15 protein-coding genes are annotated in these 19454 nt (G+C 57.9%); all 15 read left to right on the top strand.

The genetic code is table 11. From position 1 onward, the window contains the following. Positions 1-308 precede the first annotated feature (308 nt). The 15 genes from MHH78_RS29415 to MHH78_RS29345 all read left to right on the top strand — a co-directional run bounded on the left by MHH78_RS29415 (position 309) and on the right by MHH78_RS29345 (position 19434). On the top strand, positions 309-686 hold the full coding sequence (locus tag MHH78_RS29415; protein WP_036696174.1) for a PH domain-containing protein: 378 nt from the start codon (positions 309-311) through the stop codon (positions 684-686). Between the two features lie 226 nt (positions 687-912). Beyond that, positions 913-2490, top strand: a complete 1578-nt coding sequence (ggt, locus tag MHH78_RS29410) for a gamma-glutamyltransferase (protein WP_341169757.1) — start codon at positions 913-915, stop codon at positions 2488-2490. Positions 2491-3302: 812 nt separating this feature from the next. Then, the gene (ltrA, locus tag MHH78_RS29405; protein WP_341169756.1) at positions 3303-4601 is read left to right on the top strand and encodes a group II intron reverse transcriptase/maturase; all 1299 of its coding nucleotides are present in this window, start codon (positions 3303-3305) and stop codon (positions 4599-4601) included. A 293-nt stretch (positions 4602-4894) separates the two neighbouring features. Continuing rightward, complete coding sequence (locus MHH78_RS29400) at positions 4895-6274, top strand: amidase family protein (protein ID WP_341169755.1); 1380 nt, start codon at positions 4895-4897, stop codon at positions 6272-6274. A gap of 650 nt (positions 6275-6924) precedes the next feature. Then, a complete protein-coding gene (locus MHH78_RS29395) occupies positions 6925-8499 on the top strand; it encodes a PucR family transcriptional regulator (RefSeq protein ID WP_341169754.1) in 1575 nt (524 codons plus the stop codon). Positions 8500-8543: 44 nt separating this feature from the next. Beyond that, entirely contained in the window at positions 8544-9173 is a 630-nt protein-coding gene (locus tag MHH78_RS29390; RefSeq protein ID WP_341169753.1) for an NTP transferase domain-containing protein, read from the top strand. A 212-nt stretch (positions 9174-9385) separates the two neighbouring features. Beyond that, complete coding sequence (locus MHH78_RS29385; RefSeq protein WP_341169752.1) at positions 9386-10561, top strand: BMP family ABC transporter substrate-binding protein; 1176 nt, start codon at positions 9386-9388, stop codon at positions 10559-10561. A 107-nt stretch (positions 10562-10668) separates the two neighbouring features. Then, positions 10669-12201 (top strand): ABC transporter ATP-binding protein, encoded by a 1533-nt coding sequence (locus MHH78_RS29380; protein WP_340955367.1) that lies wholly within the window; start codon positions 10669-10671, stop codon positions 12199-12201. Then, a complete protein-coding gene (locus MHH78_RS29375; RefSeq protein ID WP_341169751.1) occupies positions 12198-13313 on the top strand; it encodes an ABC transporter permease in 1116 nt (371 codons plus the stop codon). The genes MHH78_RS29380 and MHH78_RS29375 overlap by 4 nt, the downstream gene beginning before the upstream one ends. Positions 13314-13343: 30 nt before the next feature. Next, the gene (locus tag MHH78_RS29370; protein ID WP_076076879.1) at positions 13344-14273 is read left to right on the top strand and encodes an ABC transporter permease; all 930 of its coding nucleotides are present in this window, start codon (positions 13344-13346) and stop codon (positions 14271-14273) included. Positions 14274-14325: 52 nt separating this feature from the next. Then, the gene (gene uraD, locus MHH78_RS29365) at positions 14326-14844 is read left to right on the top strand and encodes a 2-oxo-4-hydroxy-4-carboxy-5-ureidoimidazoline decarboxylase (RefSeq protein WP_076076877.1); all 519 of its coding nucleotides are present in this window, start codon (positions 14326-14328) and stop codon (positions 14842-14844) included. A gap of 38 nt (positions 14845-14882) precedes the next feature. Continuing rightward, positions 14883-15281: a hydroxyisourate hydrolase gene (gene uraH, locus MHH78_RS29360; RefSeq protein ID WP_341169750.1), complete on the top strand. Its 399-nt coding sequence runs from the start codon at positions 14883-14885 to the stop codon at positions 15279-15281. A 61-nt stretch (positions 15282-15342) separates the two neighbouring features. Further along, on the top strand, positions 15343-16740 hold the full coding sequence (gene allB, locus MHH78_RS29355; RefSeq protein WP_341169749.1) for an allantoinase AllB: 1398 nt from the start codon (positions 15343-15345) through the stop codon (positions 16738-16740). Further along, entirely contained in the window at positions 16737-18098 is a 1362-nt protein-coding gene (locus MHH78_RS29350; protein WP_445668108.1) for a Zn-dependent hydrolase, read from the top strand. The genes allB and MHH78_RS29350 overlap by 4 nt, the downstream gene beginning before the upstream one ends. A gap of 103 nt (positions 18099-18201) precedes the next feature. Next, positions 18202-19434: a pyridoxal-phosphate-dependent aminotransferase family protein gene (locus MHH78_RS29345; RefSeq protein WP_341169747.1), complete on the top strand. Its 1233-nt coding sequence runs from the start codon at positions 18202-18204 to the stop codon at positions 19432-19434. Positions 19435-19454: the final 20 nt, after the last annotated feature.

The raw sequence follows: 19454 nt of genomic DNA, 5'->3' as shown, positions 1-19454 counted from the left end.
AAAGGCATTTCACAATGTTGTAGTGTTATTAAGTTCGTGTAAATGGACAGACTTCTCCCGTTGTCCAGATTTGCATGAATAACGCCAGCCATAATATTAATCAGCCGGCTGCTAACACTGTTGGTCCGATTGTGATCCATTCTCCTACACCTCCTTTTTGATAAATTTAAAGCTAGTGTAACCAAAAATCCCGAAATAAGCAAGGGAGAATTGTTCCCGCAGAGACATAAATGCATGGCACTGCAAGTAGTATGGAGTGTGGCGAAGGGGCGTTGACCTTATAACGGCTGCGGGAAAAGAGGAGAGTTATGGCGATTTTTAACGGATTGCTCGGCAATGCAACTCAGGTGGAGCTGGGGGAGGTGCAGCGGGAATATGGACGGATTCTGGCTCCGAATGAAAAGATTGAGCGCGCCTATAAGCTGGTCCGGGACATGTTTATTTTTACAGACAAGCGGCTGATTCTTGTAGACAAGCAGGGGATGACCGGCAAGAAAACCGAATACCACTCTGTTCCTTACAAAAGCATCACTCATTACTCTGTGGAGACGGCGGGGCATTTCGATCTGGATGCGGAGCTGTGTCTGTATATCTCGGGCGCGGGGCTGCCGCTGAAGAAAACCTTCAACAAATCGGTCGATATCTACGAAGTGCAGGCTGTGCTGTCGCAATATATCCTGAAGTAAGGGGGCGCACAGAGGGCGTACTAAGGCTGTAGCCTGCTGCAGCTCCATATAACAGACGGGTAGAACGAATGCCCGCCTGGGTCTGCTTCCGTCCTGAAATTTGTGCATGGTTCACAAAATAAACGGCAGTAAATGTACGGTCCTGCGGAAGCCGTTGACAGGGGTTCAGGTCCTGCTGTTAAATGACACTAACTTAAGCGGCAGGGAAGGGAGGCGGAGGCGGAACATGAGGAGAGGACCGGTGACCGGAACGAAAATGATGGTGGTCAGCCCGCATTATCTGGCCTCGGCGGCGGGCGCACAGATCCTGGCCAAAGGCGGCAACGCCTATGATGCGGCCGTTGCAGTCAGCGCGGCGCTGGCTGTGGTCTACCCGCATATGACCGGGCTCGGCGGCGACGCCTTTTGGCTGGGGTACAGCGCCAGCGAAGGGCGCGTGCGGGCCTACAACGGCAGCGGACGCTCGGGCTACGCCGTCCGCCGGGACTGCTATGCCGGGGAAGAGGCCATTCCCCGGCGGGGTGTGCGCAGCGCCATTACGGTGCCCGGAATGGCGGATAGCTGGGAGGCCGTCCAGCGGGAGTATGGACGGCTGACCCTGGCCGAGGTGCTGGAGCCGGCTATCGGCTACAGCGCCGGGGGCTTTCCGCTGTCGCCGGATCAGCATGGCGGCAGTGTTCTGGCCGGAGCCGCGCTGTCGCCTGAAGCGGCGGCGGTGTATCTTCCCGGCGGCCGGATACCGGCGGCGGGAGAGCGGTTTGTGCAGCGGCAGCTGGCCGGGACGTTGCGGGCGCTTGCGGCGGGAGGCCGGGATGCTTTTTATAAAGGGAGCATTGCGGAAGAGATCAGTAATTATATGCAGGCTTCCGGCGGGTATCTGACCCGCGATGATTTCGCGGACCACCAGGGGAGCTGGGAAGAGCCGCTTCAGACCGGATACCATGGGCATACCGTCTATCAGGTTCCGCCGAATTCGCAGGGCTTCACGGCGCTCATGGCGCTTAATATCCTGGAGCATTCTAACTTCGCGGAGATCAGGCATGGCTCCTATGAATATTATCATCTGCTGGTGGAGGCGCTGAAGCTGAGCTTCCGTGACCGTGATCAGGTGCTCACTGACCCGTCCTTCAGCAGCATTCCGCTGGACCGTCTGCTGAGTAAGCCTTATGCGGCTCAACTCGCGGCGGCAATTTCTCCCCGTAAGGCGCTTGCTCTCAGCAGCGAACCGGTTGGAAGGGACACGGCTTACGCAGCGGTGGTGGATGAAGAGGGCAACGCGGTGTCATTCATCCAGAGTCTGTATTTCGAATTCGGTTCGGGGGTTGTGGCCGGGAATACGGGAATTCTGCTCCAGAACCGCGGGTCCTTCTTCTCGCTTGATCCCGCCCATGTCAATACGCTGGAGCCGCACAAGCACACCTTCCACACGCTGATGCCGGCGATGGCCTGCCGGGACGGGAAGCCGGCTTATCTCTATGGCACACAAGGCGGTGAAGGACAGCCGCAGACGCAGACCCTGCTGCTCACACGCATGCTTCACTACGGGATGGACCCGCAGACTGCGGTGAGTGAACCCCGCTTCGTCTGGGGCAGAACCTGGGGAGAGCCGACCCAGGAGCTACGGATCGAGAACCGGGTAGCAGAAGTCGTACGGGCAGAGCTGGCGGAGGCGGGACATCTGGTCCGTGAGGCAGAGAGCTATGACGGGGTGATGGGGCACGCCCACGCTATCTCGATTGACGGTAACGGCTACCGCAGCGGGGGGACGGACCCTCGCTCTGATGGAGCGGCTATCGGGTGGTAGAGGGATTGAATGGGTGACGGGAGTAAGGAAATAAGGGAACTGGAAGATAGGAAGACGAAGACTAGTAGAGCATCGGATTTCAACTTGTGAAAATCACTTTAACTAATCGCTTGCTAACTCATCACTTGCTGAATTTTTGCCGCGCCTCGATCAGGGTGCAAGGGGGAGGCTTAATTGCAATCTGTACAACTAATTCCTCGAATGTGCCGCCGAATCTCCGTTTAGCTGTATTTCGTACAATTAAAATGCCGCTGTACTTGGATTTTCGCCCATTAGGGCAGATTTAGTTGCACAGAGTAGAGCGACCGAGCCTAGGTTGAGTAACTTAGCAGGTGGAATCCCTGCTTGGAAAGGCGAAAGCCACGCCACCAATAGCGAGTCTTGGAGCGGCAGGGGTAACCCTACCGTTTAAGCGTAGACAGTTAGGATACAGGCCTGAAAGTGATTGAGCCTCGAAACGCAATAAACGGGAAGGTCGACGGGCTTATTCTCCCGGAAGACAACATGATTCCAGCCGAAAGGGCGAGGATGGAGGAGCTTCCCCGGGGTCGAAGAGCCAGGCATGTATACCCATTGGTTACTCAGCAACTCGGGAGACCCTGGCGCTCTTCTGCGAGAGAAGTACTCTTTAGGAACCTTTACAGGAGTATGGCAAACAAGCCGTAACACGTAAGAATGCCAAACGGCGTCCAGGGAGTCGGATTGCCGCATAAGACCTGTGAAACCCCTGTAATGGGGGCGGAGGAAAGGCAGGCGACACCCTATCAATCTTGGTAAGGACACATTGGCCACACGCAGAGGTGGGAAAAAAAATGGAAACGAAATTAGCAAGAATAGCAGAAATGGCCAAAGAAGATCCGAAGTTACGGTTCACCTCCATCGGACATCTTATTGACGTAGAAGCATTAACGGAAAGTCACAAAGAGATGAAACCGGGAAAAGCAACGGGAGTCGACGGATCGACCAAAGAGACGTACGAAACCAACGTGGAAGCGAATGTAGCACATCTAGTGGACCGGCTAAAGCGAAAAAGCTACAGACCTCAGCCGGCGAGAAGAGTCTACATCCCAAAGGACGAGAAAAGCATGCGGCCCCTAGGCATTCCTGCGTATGAGGACAAACTGGTGCAACATGCGCTGAAAAGAGTGCTCGAAGCCATTTATGAACAAGACTTCCTGGATTTCTCGTATGGATTTCGCCCGAACCGAAGCATGCACAGTGCGCTGAAACATCTAAACCGGGTCATTGAACATGGGAAAACCAGCTATGTCGTCGATGCGGACATCTCGGGTTTCTTCAACCACGTGGATCACGAATGGCTGATGAAGTTCCTCGAACTACGAATCGGAGATCCAAACATCCACCGGCTGGTGAGACGGATGCTGAAAGCGGGCATACAGGAGGAGGGACACGTTGAACCGACGGAGGAAGGAACTCCCCAAGGTTCGGTGGTGTCGCCCCTGCTAGCCAACGTCTACCTGCACTATGTCCTTGACCTATGGTTCACCGTGACGGTGAAGAAGCAGTGCGCGGGGCAAGCCGAAATGGTGCGCTTTGCCGATGATTTTGTGTGCTGCTTCCAGTACAAAGAAGACGCAGAACGTTTCTATACCGCGCTTGTGCTCCGGCTGGAGAAATTCGGGCTAAGCATTGCGGAAGAGAAGACAAAAATCATCGCGTTCGGTCGCTTTGCGGAAGCAGAGTCACGGAGGAAGGGCGAAGGGAAACCGAAAACATTCGATTTCCTAGGGTTCACACACTACTGCGCCAAGAGCCGAAGAGGAACCTTCCGGGTGAAGCGTAAAACGAGTGGGAAGAAGTTCAGACAGAAGGTCAAAGCCATGAAGAGCTGGGTCAGGTGGAATCGGCATATGAAGCAGGAGGAGTTTCTAGGCGTCATCCGGGCCAAATTGTCGGGTCACTACCGATACTACGGAATCACGGATAACGCGCAGAAAATGAAATCCTACTACCTGCAAACGCTGGACTTGATTTACAAATGGCTAAACCGCAGAAGTCAGCGCAGGAGCTTCACCCGGGAGAGATTCTACGAAGTGCTTAAAGAATTCAAGCTACCGAAGCCGCGGATCTACGTCAATATCTACGACTAAGGCCAACTGTGAACGATGGGGTGAAGAGCCGTATGCGTAAATTGCGCACGTACGGATCTGTGAGGGGTAGGGGCACAATCCACGATGGAGAGGCCCCGCCTACTCGACCAGTTAGAAGAGGGAATCCATTCATTTCACTGTATTTAGATGTACAGAATACAACTATCGCCGAATGCTCGGCTTGAACGAAGCTTCATCCCTTACCTGCTCTGCTAGAAGAGAAGAAGGCAGAGTGATTAGGGAGGCAGGGTGTGATTAACCGGGGTTGTCCGGGAGGGAAAGGGTGGAACAGCATGGTTCTTGATAATCGGCACGGTGCATTCCGGGTCCCGGAGCTGGTGATTCCCGGCAGCGGGCACGGGGCGTTGCATGGCCTGGCCTTCACGGTAAAAGATGTCTTCGCAGTGGCCGGGCACCGCTCTGCCGCCGGTAACCCGGACTGGCTGCGTAGCCACGAACCTGCGGCTGTTCATGCAGATGCTGTGCGCAGGCTGCTGGAAGCCGGAGCTGCGCTGCGGGGGGCTGCCCATACGGATGAGCTGATGTACAGCCTGGGCGGAGAGAACTATCATTACGGTACGCCGGTGAATCCGCACGGGGAGAACCGGATTCCCGGCGGCTCGTCCAGCGGGTCAGCGGTGGCTGTGGCCTCGGGGAGTGTGGATTTTGCCCTCGGGACGGATACAGGCGGCTCTGTCCGGGTTCCATCGGCTTATTGCGGCGTCTTCGGCTTTCGTCCGACACACGGCGCGGTGTCACTGGAGGGTGTCATTCCGCTGGCCCCGGCTTTTGACACGGTGGGCTGGATCGCGGGAAGCACGGAGCTGCTGCTGAAGACAGGGCGCGTTCTGCTTGGGGCTGCGGACAGCGGTGGTGGTGCTCAGGGCAGAGAGAGTGGGAAGAAGGCGGGCGTTCTGCTCGAAACTGCGGACAGTGGCGGAGCTGCCTGTGGCGGGGAGAATAGGAAGAAGGCGGGCGATCAGCTCGGGACTGCGGACAGCGGCGTAGTTGCCCAGGGTATGGAGAATAGTATGAAGCAGAGTGGCGGTGAGGCGGTTGATGAGCCTGCCGGTGATCTTCGAATGTCCCAGATGTTCATCCCTCCGGAAGGCTGGGCGCTTGTGGAGCAGGACTGTGCAGACTACCTGAGGCGGGGGCTGGACAAGCTTCTGGCAGGCGCTTCGCTACAGGCTGCTGAAGCCGTGGTTGCCCCTGAAGGCTTGAAGACCTGGATGGACGCCTTCCGCGAGCTGCAGGGTGCCGAGATCTGGGCAACCCATGGGGAGTGGATCGGGCGGGAGCAGCCGGTCTTCGGGCCGGACATTGCCGCCCGGTTCGCTTGGGCGGCGGGGCTGGCCGGGGCGGATCACAGCCCGGCCGCTATGCTACGCAGCCGGATCACCCAGCGGCTGCGGGTGCTGCTCGGGAAGGACGGCTGTCTCGTCCTTCCGACCGTGCCGGGTCCGGCCCCGCTGCGCGGCGCCGGACCCGGGCAGCTGGAGCGGAGCCGCAGCAGCGCCATGATGCTCAGCTGCCTGGCCGGACTGGCCGGGCTGCCGCAGGTTACGCTGCCGGTGCCCGGCCCCGGCGGACTGCCGCTGGGATTGTCCGTCATCGGCGGACACGGACAAGATCTGAGGCTCCTGTCATGGATACAGGAGGTATGGAAGTAGGAAGTCATAGCCTTGGTTCTCTGAACGAAGAGAACCAGGGCTTTTTGCTGATTGCTCAATGTATGCGGAAAACAGCATACATTGAGCCGGTATGGGGGTGAGTGGTCCAGATGTATGCGAAAAACAGCATACATTGGGCCGGTATGGGGGTGAGTGGTCCAGATGTATGCGGAAAACAGCAGACATTGAGCCTGTGCGGGGGGATCGGTCCAGATGTATGCGGAAAACAGCATACATTGGGCCGGTATGGGGGGAGTGGTCCGGATGTATGCGAAAAACAGCATACATTGGGCCGGTATGGGGGTGAGTGGTCCAGATGTATGCGGAAAACAGCATACATTGGGCCGGTGCAGGGGGATCGGTCCGGATGTATGTGAAAAACAGCATACATCCGGCCGGTGCGGGGGTGAGTGGTCCGGATGTATGCAAAAAACAGCATACATCCGGCAGCTGCAAAGACACGTGAGCAATATGCAGCTCCATGAGATCAAATAAGAGTCACTGCCGCCCAATATGTAATATTACCTAACGTGGATAAGCCTAACTCTAACTTTTCTCTTTCCAACAGCGGTCATTTTATCTATAATGTTACATAAAATAACATATGACTCGAATAAACCTATTATGAAGGTACAGAAGGAGGGGTGGCTATGCATCTTACGGTGGAAGAAGCGTTGTCCATTTATCCTTTATCCGAAGCGAAGCTGATTGCCGGGTCCAAGGGGAAGCACAGGATTGTGAAATCGATCAATGTCATGGATGCTCCCGATATCTCGGACTGGATCAAGGAAGGGGAAATGCTGCTGACCACAGCCTATCTGATCAAGGACAGCCCGGAGGATGCCTCGGCACTGCTGCAGATGCTGAACCGGCGCGGGTCAGCGGGGCTGGGCATCAAGCTGGGCCGGTTCTGGGAGGCTGTGCCGCCGCCCTTGATTGCGGAAGCGGAGCAGCTGAATTTTCCGCTGATTGAGCTGCCGTTCCAGTTCACCTTCTCCGACCAGATGAACGGCTTGTTCCGCGCGGAGCTGTCGCGCAGCGTGGGCACCCTGCAGAGCATGATGGAGAAGCAGCGGATGCTGATGCGTCTTGCCTTGCGTTCCGGGCGCAGCCGTCCGCTGCTGGACACCGTCTCCGAGATCATCGGTTATCCGCTGGCTGTAATCAGTAGCCGCGGAACGGTAGTATTCAACAACTCGGGGTACACCGACAGTGAGCTGCTGGAAGGGTGGCCCTGGCAGCCCCGCAATCAGCGCTTCCGGCTCAGCACGGGCACAGGCTACCGGCTTCCGCTGCTACAGGCCGGGAAATGCCTGGGTTACCTACATTATTGCGATATTGATCCTTTGCTGCTGCCCGTGGAGGAAAGTCTGTTCGTCCAGGGGGCAGAGCTGATTTCTTATCATATGCATACCGGACTGGAGGATTATTTCGAGCAGGCCGGACACCGGGAATTCAGCGGGCTGCTGCGGCGGTTCCTGAAGGACGGGCTGAAATACGCTGAGCTGGCGCAGGCTGCGCTCCGGCTGGAGATTACGCTGCTCCAGTCTCCGTATCAACTGCTGCTTACCGATGTCGCTGCTGCGGGAGAAGCCCGGCAGGCAGAGCTCCTGCGGCTGAAGGAGGAGTATTCGGAGCATCCGGTGCTGAATGGCCTGCAGGCGGTCCACTTCCTGGTGGAGGAGGGACTGGTGTCGCTGTACCCTGCCGGGCCGCATCAGCCGGAGGAGTTCCGGGCAATGATTCAGGAATGCTTCGACAGCCTGAAGTTCGATAAAGGGTATTATCCGCAGGCGGCTGTCAGCAGCGTGAAGCTGAAGCCGGAGGGGCTGAAGGAAGCTTTTGCCGAGATTAAGGAATGTATGGGCATGGCCCGGCAATGGGGCGCACAGGGAAATGTGGTGCATTACCGCCAGCTGGAGCTTGATCTTCTGCTGAGCAAGATTCCGGCGGAGACCATGGAGCGTTACTATAACGGCAGCCTGCGGGGGCTGCTTAGCCGGGAACCGGAATATGTTAAGGAGATGCTCCACACGCTGGAGGTCTACCTGGAGAATGACGGCCATGTGAACGAGACGGCCAAGAAGCTGTTCATTCACCGCAATACGGCCACTTACCGGATTGAGAAGCTCAGTGAGCTGCTGGATGTCGATTTCAAAAAAATCAATGATCTCATGAAGCTGAAGCTGGTATTCCTGTTCCGCAGAATGCTGGAGCGAGAATAACAGCTGTCCATGAGCAGATTGCCCAAAAAAAGGAGTGGAGAACAATGAAGGTGGCCGGAATCTTTTTGGCGGCAGGCCGCAGTAATGGAGCAGGGGCCTCTGAAGGTTCTCTGAACAGGGCGGGTGCGGGTTCAGCCGCTGCGGTGATGCTCGGCGAGCTGGAGACCTGCGGGCTTGTGCCGCTGGTTGTGGTGGTTCGCGCGGATGATCCTTTGGGCTGGCTGCCGCCGGCCGGGATGGCGGAGAATATGCGGCGGATTGAGACTTGCCTGACGGCCCATTTGGGCCTGTCTTTCTCACTGCGCTGCGGCTTGAATGCTGTAGCTTCGCTTCAGCCGGATGCGGTGGTCATTGCGGCGGCAGATCAGCCGTTTGTGGCAGCGGCTCAGATCCGCCGGTTCATCCAAGCGTATGAGCAGCACCCGGAGCTTGATTATGTCACCAGTGCGCAAGAAGGATTGCTGATGCCGCCTACTCTGTTCTCGAGCACGCTGTTCGGCGGACTTCAAGAGCTGGACGAGGAGGAGGGCGTAGCTGCCATTATGCGGACCAAGGAGTATAAGGGGCTCATCCTGCCGCAAGAGCCTGTTCAGGCGTTCGCAGAGACCGGGCTGCCGGAGAGCTTCGGAGAATACCGCAGAGAATGGAGCGTGCGGAGCGGGAATAGACAGTGAATTCGCTATTTTTAAAAGTGATGTAAGGTAATATCTCATAATTTAAGTTTAATTTGAGATGACTTCGTGCATGAAGCACAAAATCGGCCCCTCTTCTTATCCACCCACACAAAGCTATGTTATATAAATTTACGTAAGTGCTGCGCCTCAGTATAGTAGAGATACATTAATGGCTGTAGCCATTAGAAGAGATATCCTGGAGGAGGAGAATTATGAAACAAAGGGGTCAGACATTCAAATTCAGCATCATCTCGATGTTCCTGCTGGCGGTGGTTCTGACGGGGTGCGCGAAGAATAATACGGCGTCTAATACGGGTGCGGCAGCAACGGCAGAGCCTTCGGCGGCAAGTACACCGGCAGGGAGCGAGGCCGCGGCAACCACAGAGCCGGCAGCGAAAAAGCCGACGGTTGCTTTTGTCTATATCGGGCCTCCGGGTGACGGCGGGTATACGTATCAGCATGATCAGGGCCGCCTGTATATGGAGAAGGAGCTTGGGATCAAGGCGGATTTCGTTGAGAATGTACCGGAAAGCGCCGATGCCGAGCGGATCATCACAGAGCTTGCGCAGAACCATGACATCGTGTTCACCACGAGCTTCGGCTATATGGATTTCACTTTGAATGTGGCTGGCAAATTCCCTAACGTGAAGTTCCTGCACGCCTCCGGTTACAAGACCGCCGATAACATGGGGACTTACTTCGGCAAAAACTACCAGGCAAGCTATCTGTCGGGGATCGCGGCAGGCAAAATGACAAAGAAAAACCATCTCGGCTATGTGGGAGCCTTCCCGATCAGCGAGGTGATCTATAATCTGAACGCCTTCACGCTTGGCGCGCAGAGCGTCAACCCGGCGGTTAAGGTAGATGTGGTGTGGACGAATACCTGGTATGACCCTGCGACTGAACGTCAGGCGGCCATCAGCCTGCTCGACAAAGGAGCGGATGTCCTGCTGGCGTATCAGGATTCACCGGCTACCCTTCAGGCTGCGGCGGAACGGGGAGCTTTTGCCGGAGGAAATGACTCGGATATGAGCAAGTATGCACCGGACAACTACTTAACCAACCCTGTATGGAACTGGGGTCCTTATTATGTAAAAGCTGTACAGTCTGTGATGGACGGAACCTGGAAAAGTGAGCAGTATTCCGGCGATATGGCGGACGGCATGGTGGAGCTGGCGCCATTCGGCAACAAGGTTCCCGAGGATGTGAAGAAGCTGGTGGAGGACGCCAAGGCCAAAATCATCAGCGGCGGGCTGGAGGTCTTCACCGGACCGATCTCGGACAACAAGGGCAATGTAACTGTTAAGGACGGTCAGAAGCTGACCCTTGAAGAGGTGCTTGGCATGAACTGGCTGGTCAAGGGTGTCGAGGGCACGATTCCGCAATAACAGCTGCTACACATCTTCATACAGCACAGCCTTACGGGTGGGGCGGGTTCCGGATACCGGAGCCTTCCCCACCTGTACTATAACTACCCGGAAAGGAGCGTAGTATTATGCAGGACCCTTCGGTTGAAATGCGCGGGATAGTGAAGACATTCGGTGCTGTAACGGCCAGCGATCAAGTTGATTTTTCGGCAAATGCGGGGGAGATTCACGCGTTACTCGGGGAGAACGGGGCAGGGAAAAGCACAGTCATGAGCATGCTGTCAGGAGTGTACCGGGCGGACGCAGGAGAGATTCTCATTCATGGCAAACCGGCCAGAATCCGTTCCCCGAAGGATGCGGCACTGCTCGGTGTAGGCATGGTCTTTCAGAACTTCAGACTGGTGCAGAGCCTTACAGCGGCGGAGAATATCGTGCTTGGCGAAAAGTCGTCTTTCTGGCGCGGCAGCAGATGGATTAAACATAAGCATGAAGAGATAGAGGCGCTTGGAGAACGGTTTGGCTTGAAATTTCCCGTCGACCGGCCGATCTGGCAGCTGTCTGTCGGCGAGCAGCAGCGCGTTGAGATTGTCAAAACGCTATACCGCGGGGCAGACATCATCATTCTGGATGAGCCGACTTCGGTGCTGACGCCGGGGGAGGCGGAGCAACTGTTCGAGACCCTTCAGGTGATGAAGCAGGCGGGCAAGACAGTGATCATGACTACGCATAAAATGAAGGAGGTCATGGCCTCCTCGGACCGGATCTCCGTGATGCGCAAGGGGAAAATGATTGCTTCGCTGATGACGGGCGAGACGGATGAGCTGGAGCTAGCCCGGCTGATGGTGGGCCGGGAGGTTACGATCAGCCGTCAGGAGCGCGCGGCGACGGCCGGAGAGCCGCTGCTGATCGTCCGCGATCTGGAGGTGGCTGCGGATCATGGCCGCAAGGCGCTGGATGCCCTGTCGCTTACGGTTCATGAAGGCGAAATTGTGGGCGTGGCCGGTGTCGCGGGCAACGGGCAGAAGGAGCTAGCGGAGGTATTGACAGGGCTAAGAGCATGGAGGACGGGCGAGATCCGGTTTGACGGCAGTCCTGTAAAAACAGCTTCGGTAAGAGGAGCGATCGATTCGGGCATCTCGCATGTGCCGGAGAACCGGATGAAGAGCGGTCTTGCCGGACGGCTGGGGTCCGTTGACAACCTGCTGTTCAAGTCTTACCGCAGCGGGGAGCATTCCCGGTTCGGCTTCCTGAAGGCGGCGAGGAACCGCTCCTGGTCGCAGGAGCTGGTCCGCCGCTTCAATGTGAAGACGCCGGAGCTGGATACTCCCGTGCAGCAATTGTCCGGCGGGAACCAGCAGAAGCTGCTGTTCGCCCGTGAGGTCAGCCACCGTCCGAAGCTGATGGTGGCCGTGCATCCAACGCAAGGGCTGGATGTCGGCGCAGCGGCAGGGGTGCATGAGCTGCTGATGGAGCTGCGCAGCTCCGGTAGCGGAGTGCTATTGATCTCCGAGGATCTGGATGAGCTGCTGCAGTTATCCGACCGTATTCTGGTGATTTATGGCGGGTCAATTATAGGTGAGAGCGATCATGAGCAGGCGGACCGGGAACAAATCGGCCTGATGATGGCCGGCATCCGGAGCAGGGAAGGAAGTGCCGTATGAGTCCGAAGCCTGGAAATGAATCTGCAACGCTTACGCCGCTGGCGGGGCGCAGCAGGAGGTGGTACTCCCTCAGGCTGGAATATGATTCAAGCCGTACCCGTTCACCGTGGTGGACGCCCATCCTGTCCGTTGTTCTGGCACTCTTGCTCTGTGCGGTGTTCATCGCCGCTAATGGAATGAGCCCGCTGGTCGTCTATGAGAAAATGTTCCGGGGAGCCTTCGGCACCTCCTACGGCTTCACTGAAACCATGGTCAAGGCTATTCCGCTGCTGCTCTGCGGGCTAGGTATTGCTGTAGCTTACCGGATCTCTGTGTGGAATATCGGGGCAGAGGGTCAGTTGACAGTAGGCGCTATGGCGGCTACTGCGGTAACGATCTATTTCCCGGACCTGTCTTCCTTCTGGTCCATCACGCTGATGCTGGTTTTCGGTACAGCGGCCGGAGCTTTGTGGGGTCTGATGACGGCAGTGCCGCGAACCCATTTCGGTGTAAATGAGCTGATTACCTCCCTGATGCTGAACTACGTGGCCCTGCTGGCTCTGGATTATGTAGTGTTCGGCCCCTGGAAGGACCCGAAGGGCTTCAACTTCCCGGGTTCCCCGATGTTCACGGCCGCCCAGTCCCTGCCGGTGCTTGGCAGTACCCGGCTGCACATCGGGCTGGTCTTCGGCCTCGTGGCTGTGCTGGTCTATTATCTGATGATCCGGTTCACCCGCTGGGGCTATGAGCTGCGTCTGATCGGCGCCAATCCCACAGCTGCCCGTTATGCGGGCATCCATATTAAGAAGCATATTATCATCGTCATGCTGATCAGCGGCGGTCTTGCCGGGATTGCCGGCATGGCCGAGGTGTCCGGGGTTACGCATAAGCTGATGCAGGGAATCTCACCGGGCTATGGCTATACGGCGATCATCGTAGCCTGGCTTGCCAAGCTGAACCCGCTGGGCCTGATTGTGACTTCGATTCTGTTCGGCGGCTTGATTGTAGGCGGCTATAGTGTTCAGACCATCGGACTGCCTTCGTCCATATCGGAAATGCTGCAGGGCGCGATCCTGTTCTTCCTGATTGCCGGCGACATGATTCACCGGTTCCGCATCCGCCGGAGCGCATAACAGCATTCTCGTACAGGAGGGAGTTCACTCATGGATTTCACTACACAGTTATTAATCGCCGCTATTTCCGCCGGAACACCGCTGCTGCTGGCTACGCTGGGAGGCATTCTGACCGAACGGGCCGGCATTATCCAGCTTGGTGCGGAGGGGCTGATGCTGATGGGAGCAGTGACGACTTGCATCGTCTACATCCGCAGCGGGAATCTGATCCTTGCGCTGCTCTCGGCGGTAGCCATTACCGCTCTTCTGGGTATGGTTCATTCCTTCTTATGTGTCACGCTGAGGGCGAATCAGACGATGTCGGGTCTGGCTATGACGCTGTTCGGCAGCGGCTTAAGCGCTTATGTGGGCAAGTCGATCAGCGGCATTCCGCTTCCCGGCAGTCTGCCCAAGCTGGATCTGGAGATACTGAAGCCGGTGCCGGTGCTCGGGGAGCTTTTTGGAAGGCTGGATATGCTGACCTGGTTCAGTCTTCTGCTCGTCCTTGTGCTGCATCTGCTGATTCACCATACCTCGTGGGGGCTGCATCTGCGGGCAGTCGGTGACAATCCGGCTACTGCGGACGTCATGGGGATTCGTGTGCAGCTGATCCGTTACTGTTATGTTACTGCCGGGGCGGCGCTGATTGGGCTGGCCGGTGCGGATATGGTGCTGGCATATGCGCCGACCTGGAATGAAGGGCTGACCGCCGGACGGGGCTGGATCGCGGTGGGTCTGGTGATTTTCGCCAGATGGAATCCGCTGCGCGCTCTCTTCTGCGCCTACTTCTTCGGAGCACTCGACTCGCTGGGCTTCCGTATTCAGCTGTTGGGGAGTGCGGTGCCGTCTTATTTTCTGAAAATGATTCCTTACGTCGTAACCATTCTCGTATTGATGTATCTGGGATACCGCAACCGCAACAAGCCCTCCGGTACGCCGGAATCACTGGGAACACCTTATATCCGCGAACAGCGGTTCTAGGCCGGAAGGGCGCAGGCGGAAATATACAAATTAGAGGGATGGGGGTTGGCCTATGACTATACCGGCGGACCGGTTGACTCTGGAGCAGATGAACTCGATGGTAAAAAAAGACTTCGTGGAGCAGCTCGGCGGCATCTTCGAGCACTCCCCATGGGTAGCAGAGGGGGTGTACAGCAGGCGTCCGTTCGATTCTGTGCAGGAGCTGCATGCTGCCATGATGGAGATAGCACGGCAGGCGGAGCCGGACCAGGTGCTGGCGTTGCTTAGAGCTCACCCGGATCTGGCGACAAGGCTTGCGGTCAGTCCGCTCTCGGCGGCTGAGCAGCAGGGGGCCGGACTGGACCGGCTGACACCGGAGGAATTCGCGGAGCTCACCGGGCTGAACGCCGCCTATACAGCGAAATTCCGCTTTCCGTTCATCTTCGCCGTACGGGGCAAAACTAAAGAAGAGATCCTTAGCGCCATCGGTGAGCGTGTGGATCGTTCGCTTGAGGAGGAGCAGGAACAGGCGCTGCTGGAGATTGGTGCGATTACTCGTTTTCGGCTGGAGGATCTGCTGGGGGCGGAATAGAGCAGGGCACTGCATATTATAGGAGGAGGGTGACGCAATTGTCTGAAAGGAACGGACGGCTGACAACTCATGTGCTGGATCTGTCACAGGGCAAGCCTGCTGCGGGCCTGTCGCTTCAGCTCTGGCGGCTGAGTACCGGAGGGCCTGTGCTGCTGCGTGAGGCGGTGACGAATGAGGATGGCAGGCTGGACGCTCCGCTGCTGGCGGGAGAAGAAATGCAGGCCGGAAGCTATGAACTGCTGTTCATGGCAGGGGATTATTTCCGGGGCGCTCAGGCTGGTGCCGGAGAACCGGAGGCTGAGGAGGAGGGAGCAGGCGCTGTAGTCCCGTTCCTGGACCAGATTCCGATCCGCTTCAATATGCCGGACCCCTCCGCCCATTACCATGTACCGCTGCTGGTTGCACCTGGAGGATACAGCACTTATCGCGGGAGTTAACGTGGCAATTCAGTGTACCGCTGATCTAATCTTAAGCCAATAGACCGGAGGTGGGCCTATCATGAAGGAAGAAGGTTATGAGCTTATCATCAGGAACGGACAGGTGGTCCTGCCCGGAGAAGTCCGCAGGCTTGAGATCGGGGTGAAGGATGGCAAAATCGCTGCACTGGGCGAAGCCTTACAGGCATCGTCCGGGACCAGAATTCTGGATGCGGAAGGACAATATGTGCTGCCCGGCATAATCGACATGCATGTTCACTTCAATGAGCCTGCGTTCGGTCACTGGGAGGGCTTCCGGAGCGGGTCAGCTGCTCTAGCGGCTGGCGGCTGCACCTGTTATGCGGATATGCCGCTGAACGGGAATCCGCCGACGGTTAATCTGGAGGCGCTCCGGCTGAAGGCGGAGGCCGCAGCCGGGAACTCGGCGGTGGATTATGTGTTGTGGGGCGGACTGGTGCCCGGGAATCTGGAGGAGCTGGAGGGACTGGCGGCAGCGGGCGTTACCGGGTTCAAGGCGTTCATCTCGAATCCCGGCGGTGAAGGCGAGGGCCGGTTCCGTGAGGTGGACGATGATACCCTGTATCAGGGGATGCTTCGGATCGCCGCAACCGGCGGGATTCTCGCCCTGCATGCGGAGAGCGAAGCGATAACCTCGGCGCTGGGGGCGGCGGCACTCCGTGCCGGGCGCAGCAGCGCGAGGGATTTTGCGGCTTCACGCCCTCCGCAAGCGGAGCTGGAGGCTGTAGCCAGGGCGCTGCTGTACAGTGAGCGGACCGGCTGTAAGCTGCATTTCGTCCATATCAGCACAGCGGCAGCCCTGGAGCTGATTCATGAGGCCAAGCTGCGCGGTCTGGATGTTACCGCAGAGACCTGTCCTCATTATCTCATCCTGGATGAAGACAGCATGGAGACTCTCGGGGCGCTGGCGAAATGCGCTCCGCCCCTGCGCAGCAGCAGTGAACGGGAACGGCTGTGGGCGGCGCTGGCTGCGGGCCGGGTGGATCTGGTCGCCTCCGATCACTCCCCCTGTCCGCCTGAATTGAAGCTGGCGCCCGGGCTGTCGTTCATGGAAGCCTGGGGCGGGATATCGGGAGCACAGAGCAGTCTGGAATTGATGTTCCATGAAGGCGTTCATGTGCGCGGCCTGCCGGTTACGCAGATCTCGGCGCTGCTCTCCGGGCTTCCTGCCCGGCGGTTCGGGCTGGAGGGGCGCAAGGGCTCCATTACGCCGGGGCTGGATGCCGATCTGGTGCTGCTTGATCCAGATGCGGCCTATACCCTGCGTGCAGAGGATCTGCTGTACCGCCACCGGCATAGCCCTTATGTCGGAATGACCTTATCCTGCAAGGTAACGGCAACGATCTGCCGGGGCAATGTGGTCTATACTGCCGCGGAAGGCGTTATTGCTGGCGGCGGAGGAGAATGGCTGCGTATCCGGCACAGCCAGCCGGGGATATGAAGCCGCCTGTCCCGCATGTCCCCGCCGGGGAGATGCTGAAGCTGCTGGATGAACTCGCAGTCTACAGCGCTCCGGGTCCTGGAGTTACCCGGCTGCTGTATACGCCGGAGTGGCAAGGGGTTCAGCATTTTTTGCAGGAGAGAATGGCCGGACTCGGGCTTGAGGTCAGGATGGATCAGGTAGGGAATGTCTATGGCACACTGGCCGGTTCTCAGGTAAGCGACAAGGTTATCCTGACCGGATCGCATATTGACACGGTGGTGAACGGCGGGCGGTATGACGGTGCTTATGGTGTAGCGGCAGCTGTAACTGCGCTGCACTATCTTCTGGAGACCTTCGGTCCGCCGCTGCGGACGCTTGCGGTGGTATCCTTCTGCGAGGAAGAGGGCAGCCGCTTTCCGCTGACGTTCTGGGGCTCGGGGAATGTGACCGGGCTGTATAGCGGGAAGGAATGTATAGACTGCACAGATGCGGATGGGATCACGCTGGGGGCAGCGATGGCGGCCTGCGGCCTGGCAGGGGATGAAGGGTTGGCTGCTGAAGCTGCGGCGGGTCTGGAGCAGAGTGGCGGATATGGGCGTGACGAATATGGGAGTGAGCGGCCAGAAGCTGGAGCTACTGCGGGTCTGGAGAGAAGCTTCTGGCGCAATAATAGTCCTGTGCGCAGTGATATTGCCGCATATGTCGAGCTGCATATTGAACAGGGGATTATTCTGGAACGGATGTCCCGTAGAATCGGGGTCGTGCAGGCTATCGCCGGACAGCGGCGGTATCTTGTCAAGGTCGGTGGGACGGCCAATCATGCAGGGACTACGCCGATGGGGTTAAGACAGGATGCACTCGCCGGGAGTGCGGAGATGCTGCTGGCGCTGGAGCGGTCCGCCCTGGCGGCGGGTGATCCGCTGGTAGCCACGACGGGTCGGCTCGAGGTCTATCCGGGTACATCCAATGTGATTCCCGGCGAAGTGCAGTTCACGCTGGATATCCGGCATAGCGAAGCCGGGGTGCTGGAGCGCTTCTGCGCAGCGGTCCTGGCGGAGTTCGCAGAGCTTGGCCGCAGGCGCGGCCTCACGCTTGAGGTACAGCCGCTGCTGGAGACAGCCCCAGCTCCTATGGATCAGGAGCTGCGCGCGGCTCTTGAAGAGATCTGTCTCCAGCAGGAGAAGCCTTATCTGAGCATGGTCAGCGGTGCGGGGCATGACGCCCAGCTGTTCGCCCCGCGCTGCCCGGCTGCGATGATCTTCGTGCCGAGCCGGGGCGGGATCAGCCATTCCCCCGGGGAGTATACCTCCCCGGAGGAACTCGCTGCTGGACTGGAAGTGCTGACAGCCATATTATATAGATTAGCTTACGAATAAGAGACACTGTTCACCGCAGCGACGACCAAGCTTCGAGTTGTAATTTTAATTTCGCTATAAATAGCGAGATCTGATCACCTGAAAGTCTGGAGGGGAGAGAATCATGAAGCGGTACGAAGATTTGTCGCCGTCCTTGCGGTGCATTATGACCCCCGGCCCCGTGGAGGTTGATCCGCGTGTGCTGCGGGCGATGTCGTATCCGGTGCTGGGACAATTCGATCCCGAATTCACAGAGATCATGAACGAGACGATGGAGATGCTGCGTGAGCTGTTCGCCACCAGGAATCAGTGGGCGTATCCGGTAGACGGGACTTCGCGTTCCGGCATTGAAGCGGTGATGGTCAGCCTGATTGCGCCGGGGGACCGGGTGCTGGTTCCGGTCTTTGGCCGTTTCGGCCATTTGCTCCATGAGATTGCTGAGCGCTGCGGGGCTGAGGTCCTCACGATAGAACAGACCTGGGGCCGCGTCTTTCCGCCGGAAGAGGTAATTGCGGCTATACGGAGCTTCAAGCCGGATGTGGTGGCGATGGTTCACGGTGAGACCTCTACAGGCCGTGTACAGCCGCTGGACGGGATCGGGCAGGCCTGCCGGGAGCAGGATGCGCTGCTGATTGTGGACGCGGTGGCGACGATCGGCGGGGTGCCGGTAGAGACAGATGCCTGGATGCTGGATGCCGTGGTCGGCGGAACGCAGAAATGCCTGTCCATCCCTTCGGGCATGGCCCCGGTGACGTATAATGACCGGGCCGAGGCCAAGCTGCTCAGGCGCAAGCAGGTAGAACGTGGACTTAGAACTGACACTGCTGCTGTCAGCGAGCTGCCTGTAGTGCGCAGTAATTACCTCGACCTGAGTATGCTGCAGGATTACTGGAGTCCCCGGCGGCTCAATCACCATACGGAGATGACCTCCATGCTCTATGCTCTGCGTGAAGGCCTGCGGCTGGTCCTGGAGGAAGGGCTGGAAGCGCGGCATGCCCGGCACAGGTTCCATGAGCAAGCCCTTACTGCCGGACTATCAGCCATGGGGCTGGAGCTGTACGGGGAGGCGGAGAGCAAGCTGACAGTAGTCACCTGTGTGCTCATTCCGGCGGGCATAGACGGGGAATCCGTCCGTTCCATGCTGCTGCAGCGTTTCGGTATTGAGATCGCCAGCTCCTTCGGACCGTTACAAGGCCAGATCTGGCGGATCGGTACCATGGGCTTCAGCTGCCGGGAGAATAATGTGCTGCGTCTGCTTGGCGCGCTGGAGGCGGTGCTTATCCGCCACGGGTACGCAGTACCTGCCGGGCAGGGCGTTCAGGCGGCACTTGACGTATATGATTCAAAAGTAAGATAATCATACAATGCGATTTGTTT

This window comes from Paenibacillus sp. FSL H3-0333, from assembly GCF_038002805.1.
GTDB lineage: Bacteria > Bacillota > Bacilli > Paenibacillales > Paenibacillaceae > Paenibacillus_AQ > Paenibacillus_AQ silagei.
The sequence above is the reverse complement of the archived record's forward strand: the minus strand, read 5'-3'. Positions and strand labels throughout refer to the sequence as shown.